Here is a 23,322-nt window from a genome sequence, read left to right as displayed (position 1 = left end):
CCGCTGGCCCGCCGCGCCGCCCTAGGTGTTGATCAGCTACCGAAGAAGACCTCGGCCTCGGCGTACCGCTCCAGCGGCACGGTCTTCAGCTCGCGGGTGGCGTCGGCGAGCGGCACCCGGACGATGTCGGTGCTCTGCATCGCGACCATCTTGCCCCAGTCGCCCTCGTGGACCGCGTCGATGGCCTGCAGGCCGAGGCGGGTGGCGAGGACCCGGTCGAAGGCGGTCGGGGTGCCACCGCGCTGGATGTGGCCCAGCACCACGGTGCGGGCTTCCTTGCCGGTCTTGGCCTCCAGCTGCTCGGCCAGCCACTGGCCGATGCCGCCGAGGCGGACGTGGCCGAAGGAGTCCAGCTCCTGGTTGGCGAGCACCATCTGGCCGTCCAGCGGCTGGGCGCCCTCGGCGACCACCACGATGGGGGCGTACTGGTGCTGGAAGCGCTTCTCGACGTAGCCGGCAACCTGGTCGACGTCGAACTGCCGCTCGGGCAGCAGGATCACGTTGGCGCCGCCGGCCAGGCCGGCGTGCAGGGCGATCCAGCCAGCGTGCCGGCCCATCACCTCGACGACGAGGGTGCGGTGGTGGCTCTCCGCGGTGGTGTGCAGCCGGTCGATGGCCTCCATCGCGATGTTGACAGCGGTGTCGAAGCCGAAGGTGTAGTCGGTGGCGCCCAGGTCGTTGTCGATGGTCTTCGGCACGCCGATGACGTGCACGCCCAGCTCGTAGAGCTTGGTGGCCACGCCCAGGGTGTCCTCGCCGCCGATCGCGATGAGCGCGTCGACGCCCTGGCTGGCCAGGTTGTCCTTGATCCGCTCGACGCCGTTCTCGATCTTGAACGGGTTGGTCCGGGACGAGCCGAGGATGGTGCCGCCGCGGGGCAGGATGCCGCGGACGTCCGCGATCTCGAGGGGACGGGACAGACCCTCCAGCGGGCCCTTCCAACCGTCCCGGAAGCCCACGAACTCGTGACCGTAAGTGGCGACGCCCTTGCGGACCACCGCCCGGATGACCGCGTTGAGACCTGGGCAGTCGCCGCCGCCGGTGAGCACGCCGATACGCATGATCCGCTCATCCTCCTGGAGCATCAGGTAAAGCCCGATTTGCCCCAGGATATGTGTCAGATCAGACCATCGGCGCCGTTGCCGGCCCGGGGCGGGCCGTCACTGCGAACTGTAGTCGGCCTGCCTGTGCAATGACAGCGCGCCCCGGGCTGCCCGGCGCCGGTCAGTACGTCACCTCGTGGTTCTCGCCCGGCGCCGGCGGCTGGCCCGTGACGACGGCCCTGGCGAACCCGAACAGGTTGACGACGGTGCTGCTCGGCGAGTCCCAGTACTCGGCCGAGCTGGCGTGCACCTTGATCAACGTCAGCCCGGGGGTGTCCGGTCCCTGCGGGAACCACACAGTGAGCACCGGGTTCCACAGCTGCTCGGCGCGGTCCCTGTCGAACCCCTCGGTGGCGGTGCCCGCCACCGACACCCAGGCACTGCGCTTCTGATCGGAGAACGCGACGTTGACCTCCGGATTGACCCGGATCTGGCGGGCCTTCGCGGAGTCGGCGGAGGCGAAGAACCACAGGTCCCCGTCGAACTCTGCCTCCTGGAGCCCCATCGGTCGGCTCACCAACCGCCCGTCCAGGCCGATCGTCGTGAACATGCAGATCCGTGCCTCGCGGACCAGCTCGGTGACCCGGGCGCGGGCCTCGGCGACGCTGGTCGGCTCGTTGCTCATGGCACTCTCCCTCAGCTCGGCTCGTCGAACCGATGCCCGGGACAGAACCGGTCAAACCTGCAAAGGTACGACCACTCTCAGCGGGTCGTCATCGCCCGCCAGCGGGCCAGGTTGTGCCGGGCGTCGACAAGCGCGTCGTGCCGGGCGGCGTCGGCGTCGGGCAGGGCGGGCCGACCCTTGTCGTCCCAGAGTTGGCGCAGGTCCTTGGTGAACCGGGGGACCTCCCGGGGAAGCGCCGGCATCGCGCCCCAGAGCTGCGCGAGGACCACATGGTCGTACGCGGCGTACCAGGCCCACAGCTCCATCTGCTCCCCCGGCCGGTCCCGGACCGGCTCGACGAGGAACTCGTACAGGTCGTCCCGGATGCGCTCACGGGAACGCCAGGCCCGGTCGGCGGGCGAGGGCAGCCTGTCCAGTACGTTGCGCCGGACCCAGGGCACGGCACGGGAGTCGTCGAACTCGGTGGAGACCGCGTAGAACTCGCGGCCGTACTCGTCGACGACACCGATCGAGACGAGATCGACGATCCGACCGTCCTCGATGAATTCGCAGTCGTAAAAGTAGCGGTAAACCATTCCGGCCATCCTCGCCCACCGGCGCCGGGCGCGTCCCGGCAGGGCCCCGAAAACGGATCACCGCAGGTCAGCGCCGGTCCGAGCGGCCGATGGCGACAAGCACACCTCTGCCGGTACGCCACAACTCGCCACGGTCACGGAAGTGCTTCGAGGGGTGTACAGCAAGCGACCGGACCGTCATGATCTGATGTGTATCGCTAGCCGGACGCCGAATCGGTGTCAGTTCACCTTGTCGGGGCCCATCAGGTTCGCCCGGTGAGCGAGTTGTGGTCCTTGACCGGGGAGGGGTTGGGCCGTGGAGGTTCGCCTGCCGGAGCCGGGTGATGCGCTCACGGGTGTCGAGATGTTCGCCGGACTGGAGCCTGAGGTGCGGCAGCGCGTGATCGCCGCCGCTGTCCCGCGCACCTACCGCAAGGGACAGTTGCTCTTCGTGGAGAACGACCCCGGTGAGTCGCTGATCGTCCTGCGCCGGGGTGCCGTGGCCGTGTTCCGCACCGCGCCCACGGGCGAGCGGGCGGTGCTGTCGGTGATCCGTCCGCCGGATGTGCTCGGCGAGGTCTCGCTGCTCGACGCCTCCACCCGGTCCGCCTCGGCCGAGGCCATCGAGGACTGCGCGGCCCTCGCGCTCTCCCGGGGCGCGTTCATGGAGCTTGTGCATTCCAACCCGCGCATCCTGGACGCGGTGATGCGCTCGCTGGGCGGGCTGATCCGCCGACTCACCGAGCAGAACGCCGACCACGTCTTCCTGGACCTGCCCGGCCGGGTGGCCAAGACGCTTGTCCGGCTGGCCGGCGAGAGCCAGGCCCCGATGATCACGATCGAGCTCAACCAGAGCCAGTTGGCCGAGATGGCCGGCGGCTCCCGGCAGAGCGTCAACCAGGCGATCGGCTCGTTCGCCAGTCGCGGCTGGCTGCGTACCGAGGGTCGCCGGATCGTGGTCACCGACGTGGCCGCGCTGCGCCGACGCGCCGGTATGAACGACCGCTGACCTGCCCGAGGGCTGTCAGCACACGAGACGGACGCGACGGTGCCGGGTCACCCGTGCGTGACCCGGCACCGTCGTCGTGTCGGCCGCTCGGGGTCAGACCCCGGAGCTGCCCGGCCCGGCCCACTTGTCCGGACCCTTGCCGTCGCCGCCCGGGCCGTGGGTCTGCTCGCTGACGATGCCCTCGGCCTGGAGCGTGGCGAGCGTCGCGGCGTCGACATCCACCGACTCGCCCGCGGAGTGGTTGACTCCGTTGCCGTCGGTCCAGTCGCTTTCCAACTTGACGTACACCATTGACCTGTCCCCCTCTGGTCGCTGATCGATATTGCCGACTGAATGTAGTCCGCAAACCCGCCGGTGGACTGTCCGCTAACCAACAGGCCGGTACCCGACAGCGGTCCCGGCGGTGATACTCCGTCTGACGGGACGCCGTGGGCGTCGACCGGTCCGCCAGTGGAGGGTGTCATCGCCGCGCAGTGTGAGCGCTGTGGACGCACGGCCGCCGACGGCGATCGCTTCTGCGGTGGCTGTGGCGCCGAGCTGGGCGCTGTCTGTCCACACTGCCTGCGTCCACTCGCATCGGACGTCACGTTCTGCACCTCCTGCGGGTCGCCCCGACCGGGCACCGACCGGCCGGCCGCCATCACACCTCAGGAGGACCGCCGCCGGGTAAGCGTCCTCTTCGTCGACCTGATCGACTTCACCCCGTACGTCGAGCGGACAGACCCGGAGCAGGTCCGGGGCATGCAGACGGGTTTCTTCTCCGCGGCCCGCCGGGTCGTCGGCCAGTACGGCGGGGTGGTCGAGAAGTACATCGGGGACGCGGTGATGGCGCTCTTCGGTGCGCCGATCGCCACCGAGACCGATGCGCTGCGCTGTGTGCGGGCCGGGCTGGAGTTGCAACGGGTGCTCACCCGGTTCGCGCCGACGGGCAGCACCGAAATGCGGTTCCGGGTGGGCGTGTCCACAGGCGAGGCACTTGTCGACGTGGCCGCCGCCCGCGACGGTGGGCAGGCGATCGTGGCCGGGGACGTGGTGAACACCGCCTCGCGGATGCAGTCCGTCGCGCCGCCGGGCGGAGTGCTGGTCTGCGGTGCCACCCACGCGCTGACGAAGGACGCCATCCGCTACGAGGAGCAGCCCCCGGTCACGCTGCGCGGCCGGTCGTCGCCGACCGAGGTGTGGCTCGCCCTGTCTCCGCTGCGCCGCCAACCCACCGACCGGGAGCCGGACACGACGCCGCTCGTCGATCGGGAACACGAGCTGGGCATGCTCGTCAACGCCCTGCACCGGTCGCTGCGTGACCGGCTGCCGCAGGTGGTGACGATCTTCGGTAGGGCCGGCATCGGCAAGAGCCGGCTGCTGCGGGAGCTCTACCGGCACGCCGGCCGGCTGGTCGACGAGCCGCTGACCTGGCGGACCGGGCGTTGCCCGCCGTTCGGGGAGAACGTCACGTTCGCGGCGCTCGCCGACATCGTCAAGACCGAGGCCGGCATCCTGGACACCGATCCGGCGGGCAGCGCGGCTGCGCGGTTGGCCGCCGCCGTCGGTGAGCTGATCGGGCCGGGTGAACGGGACCGGGTGGTGGACGCCCTGCGCCCACTCGTCGGATTGCCCGGCACGCCGCTGCCGGCCGAGGAGGCGGAGTCCGCGTGGCGGCGCTTCCTACTGGCGTTGGCCGCCCGGCGCCCCACAGTGCTGGTCTTCGAGGACCTGCACTGGGCCGACGACGCGATGCTGCGCTTCGTGGAGCTGCTCGGGGCGGCCGCCCGGGAGGCGCCGCTGCTGCTGCTCTGCACCGCCCGCCCGGAGCTCGTCGACAGGGATCCGAGCTGGGCCGGCACCATCACCGGTTCGGTGACCATCACCCTGCCGCCGCTGCGCGACACCGGCATCGCCGCCCTGTACGCGCACCTGTTCGGCCAGGCGGCGTTCTCCGCCGACATGCTCACCCCGCTCATCGAGGTGGCCGGCGGCAACCCCCTCTACGCCCACGAGTACGTCCGGATGCTGATCGAGCAGGGCGCGTTGCGGCAGTCCGGGCGGGGCTGGTCGCTGGACAAGCAGCTCGAACTGACGATGCCGGAGAGCGTGCACGCGGTGATCGCCAATCGGGTGGACCTGCTGGACGCGAAGGACCGCGCGGTGCTGCTGGCCGCCTCGGTGGTCGGGGTGCAGTTCTGGCCGGGCGCTGTGGCGGCCGCGCTGGGGCAGCCTGTCGAGTCGGTCGAGCGCGCGCTGCGCCGGCTGGAGCAGCGCGACTTCGTGCACGAGCAGTCGGCGTCGACGATGGCGGGGCAGGCGGAGTTCCGGTTCCGGCACGTGCTGGTGCGCGACGTCTGCTACCAACGGCTGCCGCGTACCGAGCGGGTGGCGCGGCACGAGCGGGCCGCCGACTGGCTCGACGCCCTGTCGCAGAGCCGCGACACCGACCTGGCGGAGGTCCTCGCCCACCACCGCTGGGCGGCCCACGAGATCGCCCGCTCGCTCGGTATGCAGGTCCGCCGGTACGCGGCCCCGGCGCGGCAGGCGCTGCACCGGGCGGCCCGCCGGGCGTACGCGCTGCACGGGCTGGACGCGGCGGCGAGCCACGCGGGCCGGGCGCTCGGCCTGGCCGACGACAGCGACCCGGTGGGGCGGCTCCAGTTGGAGCTGCTCAGCACGGAGATCTCGTTCTACCGCGACGGCAACGCTTTCCTGTCCGGTGGCGGGCCGGAGCAGGTGCACGCGCTCGCCGACCGGCTGCTGGCGCACGGTGACGACGCCTGCGCCGCCCGGGCGTGGACGCTGCTCGGGCAGGCCGCCTGGCTGCGTGCCGACCGCAGTGAGGCGTTGGCCTGCCTGGACCGCGCGGTGCAGCTGTTCGAGCCGCTGCCGGACAGCCCGCAGAAGGCCGACGCGTACGCGGAGCTGGGCCGGTTGCACATGCTCAACTACGAGCGGGACCTGGCGGTGGCGGCGGCGGACAGCGCGGCGGAGATCGCGGAGCGGCTGGGCCTGACCGAGACCCGCACCAACGCCCGGATCACCGCAGCCACCGCCCGCTACCAGGCCGGTGATCGGATCGGGCTGGACGAGCTGCACGCGGTCGTCGAGTTCGCCCGGGCGGGTCAGTTACTGGCGCTGCCCCGGGCCACCCAGAACCTCGCCTGGGCGATCCGCGAGGAGGGCGACTGGTTGCGGTCGGACGCCCTGCTCTCGGCGGCGCCGGCCCGGACGGCAAGCGGCCAGACGTTGACCACAAGCTATTCGGCGGAGGCGATGCGGGCCTGGTTCGAAGGTGACTTCGGCCGGCTGCTCGCGGCGGCGGAGGCGTTCGTGGACACTCCGACCGGCAGTTGGGACATGCAGGTGCGGGGGTTGCGCTGCTGCCTGCTGGTGCTGCGCGACGACGATGATCCGAGCGACCTGGCCGACGCGCTGGACACCGCGCGGCGCAGCGGGTTCCACCGCCTGCGCTGGACGATGCTGGGCATGGCGGCGCTGTGCCGGGCGTTGCAGGGCCGTGCCGTCGAGGCGGCGGAGCTGATCGACGAGTTGGACCTGTCGTGGTCGGCGGTGCCGGCTCTGGCCAGCGGGGAGTGGATCGCCGCGGCCGCGTACGCCGCAGCCCTGGCCGGGCGGGACGCCTCGGTGCGGGTCCGGGCGATGCTGGACCGGGTGGGTCATCGGACGCCCTGGTCGGAGGCGGCGTTGCGGACGGTGACGGCGGCCGTGTCCGCGGCGGACGGTGACCACAGGCGCGCGGCCGAGCTGCACCTGGCCGCCGCCGAGACGTACGGTCGGATTCCGGACGCCAGCGACCGGGTGCTGGCGCTGGCGCTGGCGGCGGCCGAGCTGACCCGTGCCGGCGATCCGGCGGCGGCCCGGGTGCCGCGTGCCGAGGTGGGCACCTTCGCGTTGCGCAACAACGCCCCGGGTCTGCTCGCGCTGGCTGGCCGGCCGATCAGCCCGACCGGGCCGGCGGTGGCCTGCTGAGCGTGGGTCAGGCGGCTGCCGGGGCGGGGGTGAGCTGCTTGAGCTTCTGGGCGTAGATGTCGACGTACTCGCGGCCGGAGAGTTCCATCAGCTCGTACATGATCTCGTCGGTGACCGCGCGCTCGACGAACCGGTCACCGGCCATCCCCTGGTAGCGGGAGAAGTCGAGTGGGGCGCCGAAGCGGATCCGCACCCGAGCGATCCTGGGGATGAGCTTGCCGGGCGGCTGGATCTGGTCGGCGTTGAGCATCGCCACGGGCACCACCACCGCGCCGCTCTCCAGGGCGAGCCGCGCCACGCCGGTCTTGCCCCGGTAGAGCCGGCCGTCCGGGGATCGGGTGCCCTCGGGGTAGATGCCTGCCACTCCCCCGGCGCGCAGCACCTGCAACTGGGTGTCCAGGGCCGCGCGGGCTGCCTGGCCGCCGGAGCGGTCCACCGGAATGGTGCCGGTGCCGACGAAGAACATCCTGGTCAGCCAGCCCTTGATCCCCTTGCCGGTGAAGTACTCGGCCTTGGCCACGAAGGTGACCTTCCGCCTGGTGATCAGCGGGGTGAAGATCGAGTCGGAGAAGGAGAGGTGGTTGCTGGCCAGGATCACCGGGCCGGTCGCCGGCACGTTGTCCAGACCCTCCACCTGCGGGCGGAAGATCAGCTTGAGCAGCGGACCGAGGAGAACGTACTTCAGCAGCCAGTAGAACACCGGCGTCCTTTCCGTGGTGTGCCCGCGACGGGACGCCCATGCGGGGCAACGCCGCCGTCGCCGACGAGCCTACGAAGCGCCAGCCCTTCCCACAACGGACGAGGCGGCATCGACGTCCCTCGGCAGGTCCAGCGGTCCCCGTTCATCTCGCTCGGCGTGTCGGGCCGCTCGGGCGCCGCCGGTCATCGAGATAGCACGTGTCGCGCAAGAACGGACAAAGAACCCTGCCGCGACCTGCGGCGGCGGCCGGGAGTTTGGAAGACGCGACGCAACGCACTCCCGGAACCGACCCCGGACGTGTCACGATTCAGAGCACGGCGTGCGGGCGGGCGTCGAGGGGGCGGGACGGCCGCGCCGAAGGGCGCGTTGAGGAGGATGTCCGGGTGTCAGCGGGTGGGGCCCGCCGGGGACGGCGGGACAACGGGCTCGACGCGAGCGAGTACGCCGTCGTCGGCGACGTCGATCCGCGCGTCGGTGAGCACCTGCTCGACGTGCTGGCCGCCGGCGGGATAGCCGCCTACCTGCAACCGTCCGCCGATCTCAACCCGGTCACCCGCACCACCACGGTGCCGGCCCGCCCGGTCGACAGGCTGTACGTCGACCGCTCACACCTGACCACTGCCCGCGACTACCTCACCCAACTCTCCGACGAGACTGCTCCGGAGCAGCCCCCGGCCCGTGACGAGCCGGACATCGACGCCGAGTGGGCTCGGATCGTGGCCGGTTTCCACACCACAGCGACCACCGACGAGCGCCCGTGGCCGGCCGCGGAGAACGTCGACGAGCGCGACGAGCCAACCACCGGTCCGCTCGCCCGCTCCGGCACCGACGAGGCCGGTCCGACCGCCACCGACGTCCGCCGATTGCCGTCGGCGACCGACATCTCCGGGATCTCGATCGGACGGGGCGCCCGGCCGGACGAGCCGTCGCTGCTGGACGGGCTGGACACGTTCGGGGCCGATCTGCCCGACGACGACGAGGACGAGGGTTACCACCCGCCGCCTCCGCCGCCGCTTCCCCGGTTCTCCAAGTACGCGGTGATCGGCACACTCGCGGTGGTCGTCGGATTCGTGCTCTTCCTCTTCCCGTGGCTGCTCCCGATCGACCGTTCAGCGGTCACCCTGTTCGGCTTCACCGGCATCCTTGCCGGTTTCGTCACGCTGATCTGGCGGCTGCGACCCGGCGACGAGGAAGACGACGACCCGGACAACGGCGCCGTCGTCTGACGCCTAGGGGTTCTCGACCGCATCCCGGGACAACGCCGACCCGCCCGGGGCGTAACAATGGTGTAACTTACGGTCAGTAGGAATACCGATGTACGTCACTTCCCCCGCTGACTGGCCGGTTTTTCCTTGCTCGTGGCGGTCAGTCCTCTGCTGATCGGAATGCCCGAGATGCGACAGAGTTCCCTCGTGGTGGTGGCCAACCGCCTCCCCATCGACGACAACCAGGCACCTGACGGGGCCTGCGAGTGGCGCCGAAGCCCCGGCGGGCTGGTAAGCGCGCTGCACCCGCTGCTGCGGCACACCCCGGCCACCTGGGTCGGGTGGGCCGGCGGCACCGGTCCGGCCCCCACGCTTCCCGACGTCGACGGCGTCCGGATGCACACCGTCCCCCTCAGCCACGAGGATCTCCGCGACCACTACGAGGGGTTCTCCAACGCCACCCTCTGGCCGCTCTACCACGACGCCGTCGAGCAGCCCGAGCACCACCGCCGATGGTGGGAGGCGTACCAGCGGGTCAACCAGCGCTTCGCCGAGGCCACCGCCGAGGTCGCCGAGCCCGGCGCTGTGGTCTGGGTGCAGGACTACCACCTGCAACTGGTCCCCGGGCAGTTGCGCGCCCTGCGACCCGACCTGCGCATCGGGTTCTTCCTGCACGTGCCGTTCCCGCCACCGGAGCTGTTCATGCAGCTGCCCCGCCGGGCCGAGCTGCTGCAGGGCATGCTCGGCGCCGATCTGGTCGGCTTCCAGCGCGCCCAGGCCGCGCACAACTTCGCGCAGCTCGTCACAAGGGTGCTGGAGCTGCCGGCCACCGACCGTCGGATCGGGATCGACGACCGGGTGGTCCGCATCGGCGCGTTCCCCGTCTCCATCGACACCACCGAGATGGAGGCCCTCGCCGCCCGCCCCGACGTGGCCGCCCGCGCCCGCCGACTCCGCCAGGACCTCGGCGACCCCCGGCAGGTCATCCTCAGCGTGGACCGGATGGACTACACAAAGGGCATCGAGCAGCGCCTCAAGGCGTACAGCGAGCTGCTCGCCAGCGGCGACGTCAAGGTCCGCGACACGGTCCTCGTCCAGGTGGCCATGCCGAGCCGGGAACGCGTCGGCCAGTACCAGATCCTGCGCGAGCGGATCGAGCGTGAGGTGGGCCGGATCAACGGCGAATACGGCCGCGTCGGCGAGCCGGCCATCCACTACCTCACCCAGCCCTTCGACAGGGCCGAGTTGGCAGCGCTCTACCGGGTCGCCGACGTGATGGCGGTGACCCCGCTGCGCGACGGGATGAACCTGGTCGCCAAGGAGTACGTGGCAGCCCGGGTGGACGACACGGGCGCGCTGCTGCTCAGCGAGTTCGCCGGCACCGCCGCCGAGCTGTCCCAGGCGTACCTGGTCAACCCGCACGACCTGGAAGGGCTCAAGCAGGCGATTTGCACTGCGCTGCGGACCAGCCCGGCCGACACCACCGAGCGGATGCGGGCCATGCGCGCCCACCTGCACCAGCACGACATCCGGGCCTGGGCACGCTCCTACCTCAGCGCCCTCGACGAAAGCGGTGCCCTGGTCAGCCGCCTGACCAGGACCGACGACACCCCCGACGACACCATCCGGGTGCCACGACCCGCCGACCGCACCACCGAACGCGCCACCGGCTGACGCAGCGGCCGCCGGTCGCTCAGCGCGCCACCGGCTCCTTCTCCAGCCAGTCAAGGATCGCGTCGATCGGCTCGGCCCACCGCACGTCGAGCATCATGTCGTGCCCCATCCCGGGGAACAGCAGCGGCGCCGAGCCGTACCGGCGGGCCACCCGCGTCAACGTCGACGCCGGCACCACCCGGTCGTCCGGGCTGCCCAGCACCAGCACCGGCGGCGAGCCCACGGCCGGTTCCGCCGCCGGCTCACCCAGCAGCGACCACTGCGCCCGCCGGCCCGCCCGACCGAGCCGGCCGACGTACCGCCGGGCCTCCTCGTCGGGCAACTCACGGCTGAACAACTGCCCACGGCTGAGCCGCAGCGGCCCCCCGAACACCGCCGGCAACGTGCCGGCCGGGTTGCGGCGCAACGCCGCCCCGAACACCTTCCACCCACCGAAGACCGGCGCCACCAGCACCGCGCCGCGCGCCGGGTAGCGGGCCAGCGCGTGCGCCACCACGAGCGCCCCGGCACCGTGCCCCACAAGCACCGCCTGCCGCGGCAGGCCCGCCGCCACCTGGGCCACATCATGGGTGTACGCGCGCAGCGTCGCCTCCGGCGCCGGCTCACTGCCGCCGTGCCCCCGAAGGCTCATCGCGTACGCCGGGAAGCCCCGCGACGCGGCGTGGCCCAGCCAGTGCTCGGCGAACGCCCACGCGCCGTGACCGAACCCCGGAACGAACAGCAGCGGAGGCCGCCCCTGCTCCAACTCGGGAACGGCGCTTACCACCTCACGCCGCGCCGGCCGGACCGGGCGGGACCACTCCCGGCCCCGCATGATCCGCAGCTCACTCGTCGCGGTCACTTGCCCAGCCTTTCGTTCGCGACTGCGGGGCTCGCAAGCTCACTCCTCGCGCTCACTTGCCCTCCAGGTCGTGCAGGGCGCGCTGGACGGCGCGCAGATAGTCGGCGTGACCGACCTCGAACCAGTGCCGGCTGCTGTCCTTGACCTGCCCGGAGTAGCGCTCCCCGGCCCGGTCGCGCACCCGCTGCGCGAACGCCGCGGCCCGCTCCGGCCGGTCGCGGCGGGCCCGCAACAGCCGGGCGAAGAGCACCGTCTGCCAGTGCGACAGGGCGAACAACCCGGAGTCCGGCTGCACCAGGCCGGCCACCGCGAGCGTCGGGTGCCCCGGTGTGAACGCGTTGAGCCACAGCGTGGGCCGACCCGTGCCGGCGCTGTCACCGAACACCGATGCGTCGAGGAACTCGAAACGCGGCAGGTAACCCGTGGCGAAGATGACGAGCTCGGGGTCGATCTCGCGGCCGTCGGCCAGCTCCACCGCGTACGGGTGGAACCGGGCCACGTCGGGCACCGGGCCGATCCCGCCGTGGCCCACGTAGTAGACGAGCTGGCTGTTGGCGATCGGGTGCGTCTCGTACACCCGGTGGTCGGGCTTGGGCAGGCCGAAGCGGGTCAGGTCGCCAACGGTCAGCCGCAGCGTCCAGTGGTAGAGCCACTGGCGTACCCGCAGCGGCACCCGCAGCGCCAGCAGCGAGTCGTTGACCTGGTCGGCGGGGCGACCGAGGACGTACTTCGGGGCGTACCAGTAGCCGCGCCGGGTGGAGTGCCAGCAGCGCGAGGCCTGCTGGGCGGCCTCCACGGCGATGTCGCAGCCGGTGTTGCCGGCGCCCACCACGAGGACCCGCTTGCCGCGCAACTGCGCCGGGTCCTTGTAGGACGAGGCGTGCATGATCTCGCCACGGAACTGCTCAAGGCCCTCGTAGCGGGGCAGCTTCGGCGACCAGTTGTGCCCGTTGGCGATCACCACCGCGGCGTAGCGGGAGGTGCGCTCCGGGCCGTACCCGCCGGTGGAGCGGGTCGTCACGTCCCAGCGGTCCCCCTCGGCGGGCTCCACACGGACCACCTCGGTGCCGAACCAGATGTGCGACCGCAGGTCGAAATGGTCGGCGTAGCGCTCGAAGTACGAGAGCAGCTGGCTGTGGTGCGGGTAGTCCGGCCAGGAGTCCGGCATCGGGAAGTCGGGGAACTGGGTGAACGGCTTCGACGAGATCAGGTGGGTGCTCGCGTACACCGGGCTGCGATCGTGGCGCCAGTTCCAGGCGCCGCCGACTCCGGTCTCCCGTTCGTAGCAGTCCACCCCGAAGCCGTGCTCGCGCAGGTTCTTGATGGCCGTCAGGCCGCTGGCCCCGGCCCCGATGACGCAGACCGTGTCGCTCCGATCGGACAGGGGGCGGACGTCGCGGCTCTGCGCCGACGGCGTCCCCTCCGGGTCGGGCCGGCCGTGGTCGGTGGAGGTGGACACCGGGACATCTCCTTTTGTGCGGCACGGGTGCCGTTCGCCGCGAAATCCTCTCCACATCAGCGCCGGATGTCCAGTCCCGACGCGGATCGATCGGCGGGCGGGCGAGCGGCGGGTCAGCCGGAGCTGGGCAGCAGCAGGTCGACCAGGACCGGAAAATGATCGCTGGCCCGCCGGGTCTGCGGAGTGTCCACCACGTCGTAGTCGACCACTGTGACCCGCGGGTCGACGAAGAGCGCGTCGATGCGCCGACGCGGGTCCGCGCACGAGTAGGTGAGCCGGTCCGCCCGGTCGGCCGCCACGGCGGCGTCGGTGAGCCCGTCGGCCACAGTGGCCCAGGCCGGCCCGTCCGGCCCCTCGTTCAGGTCGGCACCGACCACCACCGGGCCGCCCGCCGCCGCCAGGCCGCGCTTGAGCTCGGCGGCCTGCCCGGGACGTTCGGCAGGATCGGTGGACAGGTGCGAGCCGACCAGGCTGAACCGGGCGCCGCCGACCCGGCATTCGGCGTACGCGGCGCCGCGCAGGTGCCGGCCCGGGGTCAGCGGGAAGCGCTGGCACCTGGTGCCTGTCACCTGCACGCGCAGGCTGGTCAGCAGCAGGTTGCCCAGCGCGGGCAGCCCACCGGAGGCCACCACCAGCCCGAACGACTCGGCGAGGGCGGCGGACTTCTCCCGCCACCGGAACCGGCGCGGCCCCTCCTGCACGATCACCACGTCCGGGCCCGCGGCCCGGACCACCGCCGCCAACGCGGCGGTGTCGTCGCGCTGGCTGTGGATGTTGTACGACACCACACGCAGTGGTACGCCCGAGACCTCGTCCATCCCGACCGTCTCAGATCCGCCGGGCCAGGTCGGCCGCGCCGATCACCCCTGCGCTGTTGCCCAGCTCGGCGGGGAGCACCTCGGCCACCGGCAGGCGGCCCCGCTGGGCGAGCGATTCGACGTAGGAGCGGCGGGTCGGGCCGAGCAGCAGGTCACCGGCGTCGATCACGCCACCGCCGACGACAAGGGCCTGCGGGTCGAGGATCTGCGCCATGTCGGCGAGGCTGGTGCCCAGCCAGCGGCCGATCTGCGCGAACGCCTCGGCGGAGACCATGTCGCCGCCCTGCGCGGCGGCGGTCACCATCGGGCCGGTGATCGCCTCGGCCTCGCCACCGGCCAGGTCCAGCAGCGCCGCGGCACGTTGCGGCTCCTGTCGGGCGCCGGCGCGGGCGAAGCGGACCAGGGCGCTGCCGCTGGCGTACTGCTCGATGCAGCCAAGCCGCCCGCAGCCGCACTGGTGACCGTCCGGCACGGCAAGCATGTGGCCCAGCTCCGCGGCGATGCCGTGCGCGCCGCGGACCAGGTCACCGCCGAGCACGATGCCACCGCCGACGCCGGTGCCGATCGTGAACATGACCATGGAGTCGTCGGCGGCCCGGGCTGCGCCGTAGCGGAACTCGGCCCAGGCGGCCACGTTCGCGTCGTTCTCGACGATCACCGGCACCCCGACCGCGCTGCTGACGTACTCGCGCAGCGGCTCGTCGCGCCAGGCCAGGTTGGGGGCGAAGAGGACAGTGGAGCGGTGAGCGTCGATCCAGCCGGCCGCACCGATGCCGACGCCCTCGATGACGCGCCCGGCAGCCAGCTCGCTGACCAGCTCGATGATGACGTCGCGGGTCTTGCCGACGTCATCGGCGGGAGTGTCCCGTCGGGCCTGCACGAGGACCTTGCCGGTGTCGTCCACGACACCGCCGGCCACCTTCGTGCCACCGACGTCGACTCCGATGGTCAGCGTCACCGCTGCCGCTCCCCTCTGCTGTCCGGCCCACGCGCCGACGGCACGCCGGTCCGGGTCAGGATGTCCCGCGCTCAGGCGACGTCGCCCGGTGCGTCCGCACCGGTGTCGTCGGGCACCCGCGAAGCGGGCACCACGGGCCGGCTGGTCGGTGCCGGTGCGGCCACCGACCCGGCCTCGTCGACGGGTACTGCGGTGGCCGGGGCGGGTGGGCCCGCCGTCCGGGTGGCGACCGACCAGACATCCCGCTCCGGCGCCGGCTGAGAATCATGCCCGCTGCGGGTGGCATCGCGCCACACGTGATCGTCATCGGTTGAGCCGGACCGGTCGGTCGGGTGGGGCTGCGGTGCCGGGTCGTCGCCGCTCGGGCCTGTCGTCTGCCCAGGTGCCGGCGAGGTCGGTGCCGACGACCCCGACGGGTCGGCCGCAGGCTGGTCGACCGGGGCGAACGCGCGGAGCAGGCTGGCGACACCGGCCGCGAGGTCGCCGGCTCCGGTCGCGAGGCGCTCGGCGAATTCCGGACTCGGATCGCGTAAAGCGGCGATGCCACGACAGACCGGGCAGACGCAGCATTCCGCCGAGCCGGTGGCGAAACCGCCGCCGGCACCGGAACCGCTGCCGCCGCCACCGGGCGGGGCACTGTGACCGAGGACACCGGACAGCATCCCGCCCAGCGAGCCGAACGCGCCGCCCGCCGCCTGACCGGAGGCCAGCCGGGCCCCCGCGAGCACTGTGGCAACCAGTCGTTCCGCCTCTTCCCGGGCCGAACCCGGATCCGTTCCGCCCACCGTCGGCTCCCCTACCGTGCTGCCGGACACGTCACTGCGCTGTACCGGGTGCTTCTACCCGGCGCTTGAGCTGCTTCAACGCGGTGTCCATGATCATCTTTTCGGCCTTGCGCCGGAACATGCCGAGCATTCCCACGGACAACTCGACCTCAAGCGTGTAGGTCACCGTGGTGCTGCCGTCCGGGTTGGCCGCCAGGTCGTACGAGCCGCGCTGGCTCTTCTGCATCTTCGAGGGGGCGACGAGATGCCACTCGACGCGCGACACGTCCTCGGCGTACTCGTAGGCGAGCACGTACTCGTCGGCCATCACCCCGGCGTCGATGGTGAAACGCACCTGGCTGGCGTAGCCGTCCTCGTACTCCTCGATCACCTCGGCGCGGCGCACCGCCTCGGTCCACTCCGGGTACCGCGAGAAGTCACAGATGACCGCCGCCACCCGGTCCGGTGACGCGCCGATGATGATCGACTGGGTGGAGGAGTCCGCCATGCGCGAAGGCTACCCGGAGGGCGCCTCCCCCCGCGCCGCGCCGCCCCCGCCACACGCCGAACCGGCTCCCACGAGGCCGGACAGGCATCCTGCGTGTGCCACCCGTACCACCCGCCGGGTAGGTTTCGAGCAGGCCACCGCCCTCGCGCGGCGGCCCGCCCGGCCAGTGCGAGCACGAAGGAGTGCAGGTGCGCGAGTTCTCTGTTCCGCCGATCGTCACCGTCGGCGAGGCGGCCAACCTCACCGATCCGGTGTGGGACAACGCCGAGGTCGCACCGGACACCGTCCAGTTCGCCCGCGCCACCCGGTCGGCCGACGGCACCGTCACCACCTGGGCGGAGATCACCTGCCTCCAGTTCCGCGACGAGGTCGCGGCGGTGGCCCGAGGGCTGATCGCAGCCGGCGTCCAGCAGGGCGACCGCGTCGCGCTGATGAGCCGCACCCGCTACGAGTGGACGCTGCTGGACTACGCCATCTGGGCGGCCGGCGCGGTCACCGTGCCGATCTACGAGACGTCAAGCCCCGAGCAGGCCGCGTGGATCCTCGCCGACTCCGGCGCGGTCGCCGTCGTGGTGGAGACCCCCGCGCACGCCGCCCTCGTCGACGGAATCCGCGAGCGGGTGCCGGAGCTGAACCACGTCTGGCAGATCGAGCAGGGCGCCGTCGACGAGCTGGTCACCACCGGCGCCGCCGTCGAGTTGGTCGAGGTGGAGCAGCGCCGCAAGGCGACCCGCGCCAGCGACCTGGCCACCATCATCTACACCAGTGGCACCACCGGCCGGCCCAAGGGCTGCATGCTGACCCACCGCAACATGTACGCCGACATCGCCAACGCGGTCCCGGTACTGCCGAACCTGTTCAACGCCGGCGCGGCCACCCTGCTCTTCCTGCCGCTGGCGCACGCCTTCGCCCGGCTCATCCAGATCGGCGTGGTGCAGGCCCGGGCCACGATGGCGCACTGCTCCGACACCAAGAACCTGATCGCCGAGTTGCAGGACTTCCGGCCGACCTTCGTGCTCTCCGTACCCCGGGTGTTCGAGAAGGTCTACAACGGGGCCAAGCAGAAGGCCGAGGCCAACGGCAAGGGCGGCATCTTCGCCCGCGCCGAGCAGGTCGCCATCGCGTACAGCGAGGCGTTGGAGACACCGCGCGGGCCGAGCCTGACGCTGCGGGCCCAGCACGCGGTCTTCGACAGGCTTGTCTACCGCAAGCTGCGCGCGGCGCTCGGCGGCCGGTGTCGCGACGCCATCTCCGGCGGCGCCCCGCTCGGTGCCCGGCTCGGCCACTTCTTCCGCGGCATCGGCGTGCCGATCCTTGAGGGCTACGGGCTGACCGAGACCTCGCCCGCCGCCGCCGCGAACCTTCCCACCGGCACCCGGATCGGCACTGTCGGTCGGCCGCTGCCCGGCGTGACAGTGCGCATCGAGGACGACGGCGAGATCCTGATCGCCGGTGACCTGGTCTTCCAGGGCTACTGGCACAACGAGGTGGCGACCGCCGAAGCCCTCACCGCCGACGGCTGGTTCCGCACTGGCGACCTGGGCCAGCTCGACGACGACGGCTACCTCACCATCACCGGCCGCAAGAAGGAGCTGATCGTCACCGCCGCGGGCAAGAACGTCGCCCCGGCCGTGCTGGAGGACCTGGTCCGGTCGCACCCGCTGGTCAGCCAGTGTGTCGTCGTCGGCGACCGCCAGCCGTTCATCGCGGCGCTCGTCACCATCGACGAGGAGGCGTTGCCGACGTTCCTGGAGAACGCCGGGCTGCCCGCCGACACCCCCGTCGAGCAACTGCGCGAGCACGAGGGTCTGCGGGCGGAGATCCAGTCGGCGATCGACACCGCCAACCAGTCCGTCTCCAAGGCCGAGGCGATCAAGGTCTTCCGGATCCTGCCCCAGGACTTCACCGAGACCACCGGTGAGATGACCCCGTCGATGAAGGTCAAGCGACAGGTCGTGCACAAGACGTACGCGGCTGAGATCGCCGATATCTATCGGGGCTGACTACCATCCGTCACGTGCCCGCATCCACATCAGTCGCCCCGCACCCGCATCCCCTCACCGCGGCCGCCCGCCTGGTGATGCTGGCGCTGGTCGCGATCCTGACCCTGATCGCCACCCGCGACGTCACCCAGCTGTGGTGGATCGCGCTGCTGGCGGTCGCCGGGCTGCCCGCCCTGCTGGCCCCGCAGCACGGCCTGATCGGGCCACTGGGCCGGGTGGCCGAGGTCGTGGTGGTGGGCCTGGCCGCGAGCGAGGTGGCAGCTGTCGCGTCGATCGGCGGCACCGTCGACGGGCTCGGCGCCTCGGCGGTGCTGCCCTACCTGGCGGCGCCGGTGATCGTCACCGCGCTGCGCCGTCGCTTCGCCGAAGGCGGCGCGCTGCTCGCGGTGGCCGGCGCCACGCTTCTGATCAGCGGCGCGCTGACCGAGGTCGGCGGCGAGCGTCAGCTCAGCCAGGTCGGCTACCTCGCGGTCTGCGCGCAGTGGCTGATCCTGGCCGCGCTCGGGCTGTACGCCGCCGGCGCCCTGCACCGCATCATCGCCGTACGCGCCGAGAACAAGCCGCAGCCGTACGCCGAGGCGACCCGACTGCTGACCCAGCTGCGTACTGTGGCCCGGCAACTGCCCGGCGCGACGCTGGACCCGGGCGGCATCTCCGAGCACCTGCTGGACGAGCTGCGCACGGTCGCACCCGCGGACCGGGGCGCGGTGCTGTCGGCCAGCGGAGGCGGACGGCTCGTGGTGCTCGCCCAGGCCGGCGTGGACCGGGTGGACTGGGAGACGACCCTGGACGCGGATTCGGCGATCGCCGACGCCTGGGCCAGCCAGCAGGCGCAGACCGCCGCGCGGTCGCAGTCGCGCTCGCACCGGGGCGGTGACGTCTCCGCGCTTATCGTCCCGCTGGTGGCAGGCGTACGCACGGTCGGGCTCGTGGTGCTGGAGGCCGACGCCGCGCAGGCGTACCCGCCCGCTGTGGTGTCCCGGGTGACCGCGCTGACCCAGCCGGCCGCGCTGCGGCTGGAGGCGGCGCTGCTCTTCGACGACGTCCGCTCGCTGGCCACGAACGAGGAGCGCCAGCGACTGGCCCGGGAGATCCACGACGGGGTGGCGCAGGAGTTGGTGATGGTCGGCTACGGCATCGACAACGCCCTGGCCACCGTCTTCGACGACGCGGACGAGACCGCCGAGGCGCTGCGTACGCTGCGTGCCGAGGTGACGCGGGTGATCACCGAGCTGCGGTTGAGTCTGTTCGAACTGCGCAGCGAGGTGGACCGCCAGGGTGGCCTGGCCGCCGCGATCGCCGAGTACGCTCGTACGGTGGGTGCCTCCGGCGGGCTGCGGGTGCACCTGTCGCTCGACGAGTCCACCGCGCGACTGCCCGCCGCTACCGAAGCCGAACTGCTGCGCATCGCGCAGGAGGCGGTGACCAACGCGCGCAAGCACGCCGGGGCGTCGAACCTCTGGGTGACGTGTGAGGTTGATCCCCCCTACGCGCAAATTGAAGTGTCGGATGACGGTCAGGGGATGGCTGACCAGCGCCCCGACGGGCGGTACGGTCTTGCAATCATGGCCGAGAGAGCGGAACGTATCCGGGGCCGGTTGGAGATCAGGCCGCGGCAGCCCAGCGGCACGACCGTGGCGGTAGTTCTCGGCACCTCGTCCCGGCGCGATAACGTGCGCGGTAGCGCAGCATCAGAAGGGGAGTAACCCGAGGATGACCACAAGTCCGACACCGGCCACCCGCACCAAGGTCCTCCTTGTCGACGATCATGACCTCATTCGTAAGGGCCTGCGGCACGCCTTCGAGCGTGACCGCCAGTTCGAGGTCGTCGGTGAGGCCGCCACGGCGGCAGAGGGCGTACGCCAGGCCGGTGCCCTGCAGCCGGACGTTGTGATCATGGACCTGCGGCTGCCCGACGGCAGTGGCCTGGAGGCCACGCGGGCGCTGCGTAAGTCCAGCGCGTCGATGGGCATCGTGGTGCTGACCATGTACGCGGGCGACGACCAGCTCTTCGGCGCCCTGGAGGCCGGCGCGAGCGCGTTCGTGCCGAAGACCGCCCCGGCCGACGAGGTGGTGGCCGCCGCGCGGCACGCCGCGTCCTCCCCCAGCGCGTTCACCGCGGCCGACCTGGCCGAGGCGATGAAGCGTCGGCTCGCCCCGTCCGGCCCGCAGCTCTCTCCCCGCGAGGGTCAGGTGCTGCGGCTGCTCGCCGACGGCATGAGCGTGGCGGGCATCGCCAAGCAGCTGTTCGTCAGCGAGTCCACGGCCAAGACGCACATCTCCAAGCTCTACGAGAAGCTCGGGGCCGCCAACCGGGCGCAGGCGCTGATGACCGCGCTGCGGCTGGGCCTGCTCGAGGCGCCGGACGCCCCGAAGTTCTGATCCGCGTCCGCTCGTCGAGCGGGACGCCCCACTCGAAGTCCGCGCCCGCACTCCGCCGGCGCGGACTTCGCGTATCGACCGCTGTCGGGGGCAACCTGGCGTCAGGCTATGGTCTGGCGGTGCCTGCGGGGGCACAATACCCGCGCGGGTGATGCCCGCATCGCGGACTCTAGGGGTGAGCGCATGCAGCGGCCGGACTGGGCACCCGACACCATCGACATCGAGCGCCCGAGCGTCGCGCGGATGTACGACTACTACCTGGGCGGCTCGCACAACTTCGCCGCCGACCGGGCCGCGGCCCAGGCCATGGTGGCCGCCGTCCCGGAAGCGCCGTTGATGGCCCAGGCCAACCGGGCGTTCCTGCGTCGGGCGGTGAGCCACCTCGCCGAGGCCGGTGTCCGGCAGTTCCTGGACATCGGCTCGGGCATCCCCACTGTCGGCAACGTCCACGAGATCGCCCAGCGGATCGACCCACTGTCGCGGGTGGTCTATGTGGACGTCGACCCGGTCGCGGTGGCGCACAGCCGGGAGATCCTGGCCGGCAACGACCTCGCCGTGGTGGTGCAGGAGGACCTGCGGCACCCGGAGCGGATCTTGGAGCACCCGGACGTTCGCAGGCTGCTCGACCTGAGCCAGCCCGTGGCCGTGATGGTCGTGGCCGTGCTGCACTTCATCCCCGACACCGACCGGCCGGCGGAGCTGCTGCGCACCCTGAGAGACGCACTGGCCCCCGGCAGCTACCTGGTGCTGTCGCAGGCCAGCGACGACGGGCGCAGCGACGACGAGCGGGCCGAGGCGGAGCGGGTCTACCAGCGCACCGACAATCCCCTCTCGGTCCGCAGCCGGGCCGAGCTGACCGCGCTCTTCGACGGGTTCGAGCTGGTCGACCCGGGCGTGGTCTGGGTGCCGCAGTGGCGGCCGGACACCCCGGAGAGCGCGGAGGACGCCGAGCGTGCGGTCTTCATGGGCGGCGTCGGGCGACTCGGTGACTGAGCTGCCCGGGGCGGACGGCCACCCGGGCACCTTCGCCCGCGCCTGGGCGAAGGCGGTCTCCGGCACGAGCTACCTGCCGATGACCCAGGCCCAGCTGGAGGCTCTGCTGCACCGGTTCACCGGGCAGTTGGCCGGCGCGTTGCTCGCCGAGCCGTTCGACCTGCGGGCCGGGTACCGGGTCGGTGCCGAACTGGTCGCCGCGCACATCGCCTCCGCCGAAGGGCTGGGCCGTACCGTCGAGGTCATCCAGCTCCGCCTGGTGCGCGACCTGGGTCTGGTGGCCGAGGACGTCGAGGACCGGATGGCGCGGCTGCTGGCGGCCGTGGCGACCGGCTACGCGCGGGCGCTGCGGGACCGGACGCTCGACGAGCAGGAGTCGATCCGCCGGGCCGCCATGATGGCCCGCACGCAGGCCGAGCGGGCACTACGGGCCAGTGAGGCGCGGTTCCGCCACCAGGCCACCCACGATCCGCTCACCGGCCTGCCGAACCGGACGCTGTTCACCGAGCGGCTCACCGCCGCGCTCAACGAGCCGGGTCGCGGCGCGCAGCGCGTCGGCGTGTGCTTCCTCGACCTGGACCGGTTCAAGGTCGTCAACGACACCCTGGGGCACCAGGTCGGCGACCGGCTGCTGATCCTGGTGGCCGAGGAGCTGCGTCAGGCGCTCGGCGAGCACCTGGTGGCCCGGCTCGGCGGCGACGAGTTCGTCGTCCTGGTGGAGGGCAGCGGCGGCACCGACGACGTGGTGAAGGTAGCCGAGGCAGCCCTGGCGGCGGTCCGGACGCCGAGGTCCGTCGACGGGCACGAGCTTCAGGTCTCGGCGAGCGTCGGCATCGTCGAACGTCAGGTCGCCGGCGCCGATCCCAGTGACCTGATGCGGGCCGCCGACAGCACGCTGCACTGGGCGAAGTCGGCAGGTGGCGCGCGCTGGACGCTCTACGACGCCGAGCGCAACCGCCGCGAGCTGGCCCGGTACGCCCTCTCCGCGGCCATCCCGGCGGCCCTGGACCGCGGCGAGTTCTATCTCGACTACCAGCCGCTCACCTCGCTGCGCGACGGTCGGATGCTCGGCGTGGAGGCGCTGGTCCGCTGGCGTCACCCGGAGCTTGGCGTGCTGCGGCCGGACAGCTTCATCGGGCTGGCCGAGGAGACCGGCCTGATCGTGCAACTGGGCGGCTGGGTGCTGGCCGAGGCGTGCCGGGAGGCGGAGGCGTGGTCGGCCGGCGGTGTGCAGGCGCCGTTCGTGAGCGTCAACCTGGCGGTCCGGCAGGTCCACCGGCCCGGCCTGGTGCAGGAGGTACGCGCCCTGCTGCGGCAGACCGGCCTGCCGCCGGAACGACTCCAGTTGGAGATCACCGAGAGCACGATGATGAGCACCGCCGAGGAGCCGGTGCGCGCCCTGCGGGTGCTGGCCGACCTCGGGGTGCGGATCGCCATCGACGACTTCGGCACGGGCTACAGCAACCTGGCGTACCTGCGGGATCTGCCCGTCACCGAGTTGAAGGTCGCCGGTGAGTTCGTGGCCGGCCTGCGGTCGCCTGCTGTGGGGCGTACCGACGAGCGGATTCTCGCGTCGCTGGTCTCGCTGGCGCACGCGCTGGATCTGACGGTCACCGCCGAAGGGGTGGAGACCGCCGGGCAGGCCGAGCGGTTGCGGGCGATCGGTTGTGACGCCGCGCAGGGTTGGCATTTCGGCCCGCCCGCCCCCGCCGATCGGATTCTCGCCCGGATCCGTTGACCTTCCCCGGGTG

Annotated in this window: 20 protein-coding genes; 9 read left to right on the top strand and 11 right to left on the bottom strand. The window is 72.0% G+C overall.

Translation table 11 applies throughout. The features are described 5' to 3' along the window. Positions 1-32: 32 nt before the first annotated feature. From ADK66_RS21255 to ADK66_RS21245, 3 genes are all read right to left on the bottom strand, one after another. Positions 33-1,061, bottom strand: coding sequence for a 6-phosphofructokinase (locus ADK66_RS21255; RefSeq protein WP_053658323.1), 1,029 nt, complete (start codon positions 1,059-1,061; stop codon positions 33-35). A 163-nt stretch (positions 1,062-1,224) separates the two neighbouring features. Beyond that, entirely contained in the window at positions 1,225-1,728 is a 504-nt protein-coding gene (locus ADK66_RS21250; RefSeq protein ID WP_053658016.1) for a pyridoxamine 5'-phosphate oxidase family protein, read from the bottom strand. A gap of 77 nt (positions 1,729-1,805) precedes the next feature. Next, positions 1,806-2,303 carry a polyadenylate-specific 3'-exoribonuclease AS gene (locus ADK66_RS21245; RefSeq protein ID WP_053658014.1) on the bottom strand — a complete coding sequence of 166 codons (498 nt, stop codon included), beginning with the start codon at positions 2,301-2,303 and terminating at the stop codon, positions 1,806-1,808. 295 nt (positions 2,304-2,598) lie between these two features. On the opposite strand from ADK66_RS21245, the gene ADK66_RS21240 reads away from it, so the two are divergent. Further along, positions 2,599-3,291 (top strand): Crp/Fnr family transcriptional regulator, encoded by a 693-nt coding sequence (locus tag ADK66_RS21240; protein WP_030337710.1) that lies wholly within the window; start codon positions 2,599-2,601, stop codon positions 3,289-3,291. A gap of 93 nt (positions 3,292-3,384) precedes the next feature. On the opposite strand, the gene ADK66_RS21235 is transcribed toward ADK66_RS21240, so the two are convergent. Further along, on the bottom strand, positions 3,385-3,582 hold the full coding sequence (locus tag ADK66_RS21235) for a hypothetical protein (RefSeq protein ID WP_053658012.1): 198 nt from the start codon (positions 3,580-3,582) through the stop codon (positions 3,385-3,387). 159 nt (positions 3,583-3,741) lie between these two features. Between ADK66_RS21235 and ADK66_RS21230 the strand changes: the two genes are divergently transcribed. After that, positions 3,742-7,266, top strand: coding sequence for an adenylate/guanylate cyclase domain-containing protein (locus ADK66_RS21230; protein WP_082377585.1), 3,525 nt, complete (start codon positions 3,742-3,744; stop codon positions 7,264-7,266). A gap of 7 nt (positions 7,267-7,273) precedes the next feature. On the opposite strand, the gene ADK66_RS21225 is transcribed toward ADK66_RS21230, so the two are convergent. Beyond that, a complete protein-coding gene (locus tag ADK66_RS21225) occupies positions 7,274-7,966 on the bottom strand; it encodes a 1-acyl-sn-glycerol-3-phosphate acyltransferase (RefSeq protein WP_053658010.1) in 693 nt (230 codons plus the stop codon). Between the two features lie 383 nt (positions 7,967-8,349). Between ADK66_RS21225 and ADK66_RS21220 the strand changes: the two genes are divergently transcribed. Further along, positions 8,350-9,192, top strand: a complete 843-nt coding sequence (locus ADK66_RS21220; protein ID WP_053658008.1) for a hypothetical protein — start codon at positions 8,350-8,352, stop codon at positions 9,190-9,192. Between the two features lie 168 nt (positions 9,193-9,360). Beyond that, complete coding sequence (locus ADK66_RS21215; RefSeq protein WP_231640116.1) at positions 9,361-10,845, top strand: trehalose-6-phosphate synthase; 1,485 nt, start codon at positions 9,361-9,363, stop codon at positions 10,843-10,845. Positions 10,846-10,864: 19 nt separating this feature from the next. Here ADK66_RS21215 and ADK66_RS21210 read toward each other — a convergent pair whose 3' ends face one another. The 6 genes from ADK66_RS21210 to ADK66_RS21185 all read right to left on the bottom strand — a co-directional run bounded on the left by ADK66_RS21210 (position 10,865) and on the right by ADK66_RS21185 (position 16,193). Further along, positions 10,865-11,659: an alpha/beta hydrolase gene (locus ADK66_RS21210; protein ID WP_053658319.1), complete on the bottom strand. Its 795-nt coding sequence runs from the start codon at positions 11,657-11,659 to the stop codon at positions 10,865-10,867. A gap of 79 nt (positions 11,660-11,738) precedes the next feature. Then, positions 11,739-13,145, bottom strand: a complete 1,407-nt coding sequence (locus ADK66_RS21205) for an NAD(P)/FAD-dependent oxidoreductase (protein ID WP_053658006.1) — start codon at positions 13,143-13,145, stop codon at positions 11,739-11,741. 113 nt (positions 13,146-13,258) lie between these two features. Further along, positions 13,259-13,963: an endonuclease/exonuclease/phosphatase family protein gene (locus ADK66_RS21200; RefSeq protein WP_053658005.1), complete on the bottom strand. Its 705-nt coding sequence runs from the start codon at positions 13,961-13,963 to the stop codon at positions 13,259-13,261. Between the two features lie 10 nt (positions 13,964-13,973). Next, entirely contained in the window at positions 13,974-14,921 is a 948-nt protein-coding gene (locus ADK66_RS21195) for an ROK family glucokinase (RefSeq protein WP_053658004.1), read from the bottom strand. A 71-nt stretch (positions 14,922-14,992) separates the two neighbouring features. Then, positions 14,993-15,706 carry a hypothetical protein gene (locus tag ADK66_RS21190; protein ID WP_053658317.1) on the bottom strand — a complete coding sequence of 238 codons (714 nt, stop codon included), beginning with the start codon at positions 15,704-15,706 and terminating at the stop codon, positions 14,993-14,995. A 31-nt stretch (positions 15,707-15,737) separates the two neighbouring features. After that, positions 15,738-16,193, bottom strand: a complete 456-nt coding sequence (locus ADK66_RS21185) for an SRPBCC family protein (RefSeq protein WP_053658002.1) — start codon at positions 16,191-16,193, stop codon at positions 15,738-15,740. Positions 16,194-16,381: 188 nt separating this feature from the next. Here ADK66_RS21185 and ADK66_RS21180 point away from each other — a divergent pair, with 188 nt between their 5' ends. The 5 genes from ADK66_RS21180 to ADK66_RS21160 all read left to right on the top strand — a co-directional run bounded on the left by ADK66_RS21180 (position 16,382) and on the right by ADK66_RS21160 (position 23,309). Then, positions 16,382-18,196 (top strand): long-chain fatty acid--CoA ligase, encoded by a 1,815-nt coding sequence (locus ADK66_RS21180; RefSeq protein ID WP_053658315.1) that lies wholly within the window; start codon positions 16,382-16,384, stop codon positions 18,194-18,196. Positions 18,197-18,210: 14 nt separating this feature from the next. Continuing rightward, positions 18,211-19,902: a GAF domain-containing sensor histidine kinase gene (locus tag ADK66_RS21175; RefSeq protein ID WP_053658000.1), complete on the top strand. Its 1,692-nt coding sequence runs from the start codon at positions 18,211-18,213 to the stop codon at positions 19,900-19,902. Between the two features lie 7 nt (positions 19,903-19,909). Further along, positions 19,910-20,578 (top strand): response regulator transcription factor, encoded by a 669-nt coding sequence (locus tag ADK66_RS21170; protein WP_007072219.1) that lies wholly within the window; start codon positions 19,910-19,912, stop codon positions 20,576-20,578. 183 nt (positions 20,579-20,761) lie between these two features. Further along, positions 20,762-21,571 carry an SAM-dependent methyltransferase gene (locus ADK66_RS21165; protein WP_053657998.1) on the top strand — a complete coding sequence of 270 codons (810 nt, stop codon included), beginning with the start codon at positions 20,762-20,764 and terminating at the stop codon, positions 21,569-21,571. A gap of 79 nt (positions 21,572-21,650) precedes the next feature. After that, positions 21,651-23,309 (top strand): bifunctional diguanylate cyclase/phosphodiesterase, encoded by a 1,659-nt coding sequence (locus ADK66_RS21160; RefSeq protein WP_231640128.1) that lies wholly within the window; start codon positions 21,651-21,653, stop codon positions 23,307-23,309. Positions 23,310-23,322 lie beyond the last annotated feature (13 nt).

Source organism: Micromonospora sp. NRRL B-16802 (genome assembly GCF_001279555.1).
GTDB lineage: Bacteria > Actinomycetota > Actinomycetes > Mycobacteriales > Micromonosporaceae > Micromonospora > Micromonospora profundi.
The sequence above is the reverse complement of the archived record's forward strand: the minus strand, read 5'-3'. Positions and strand labels throughout refer to the sequence as shown.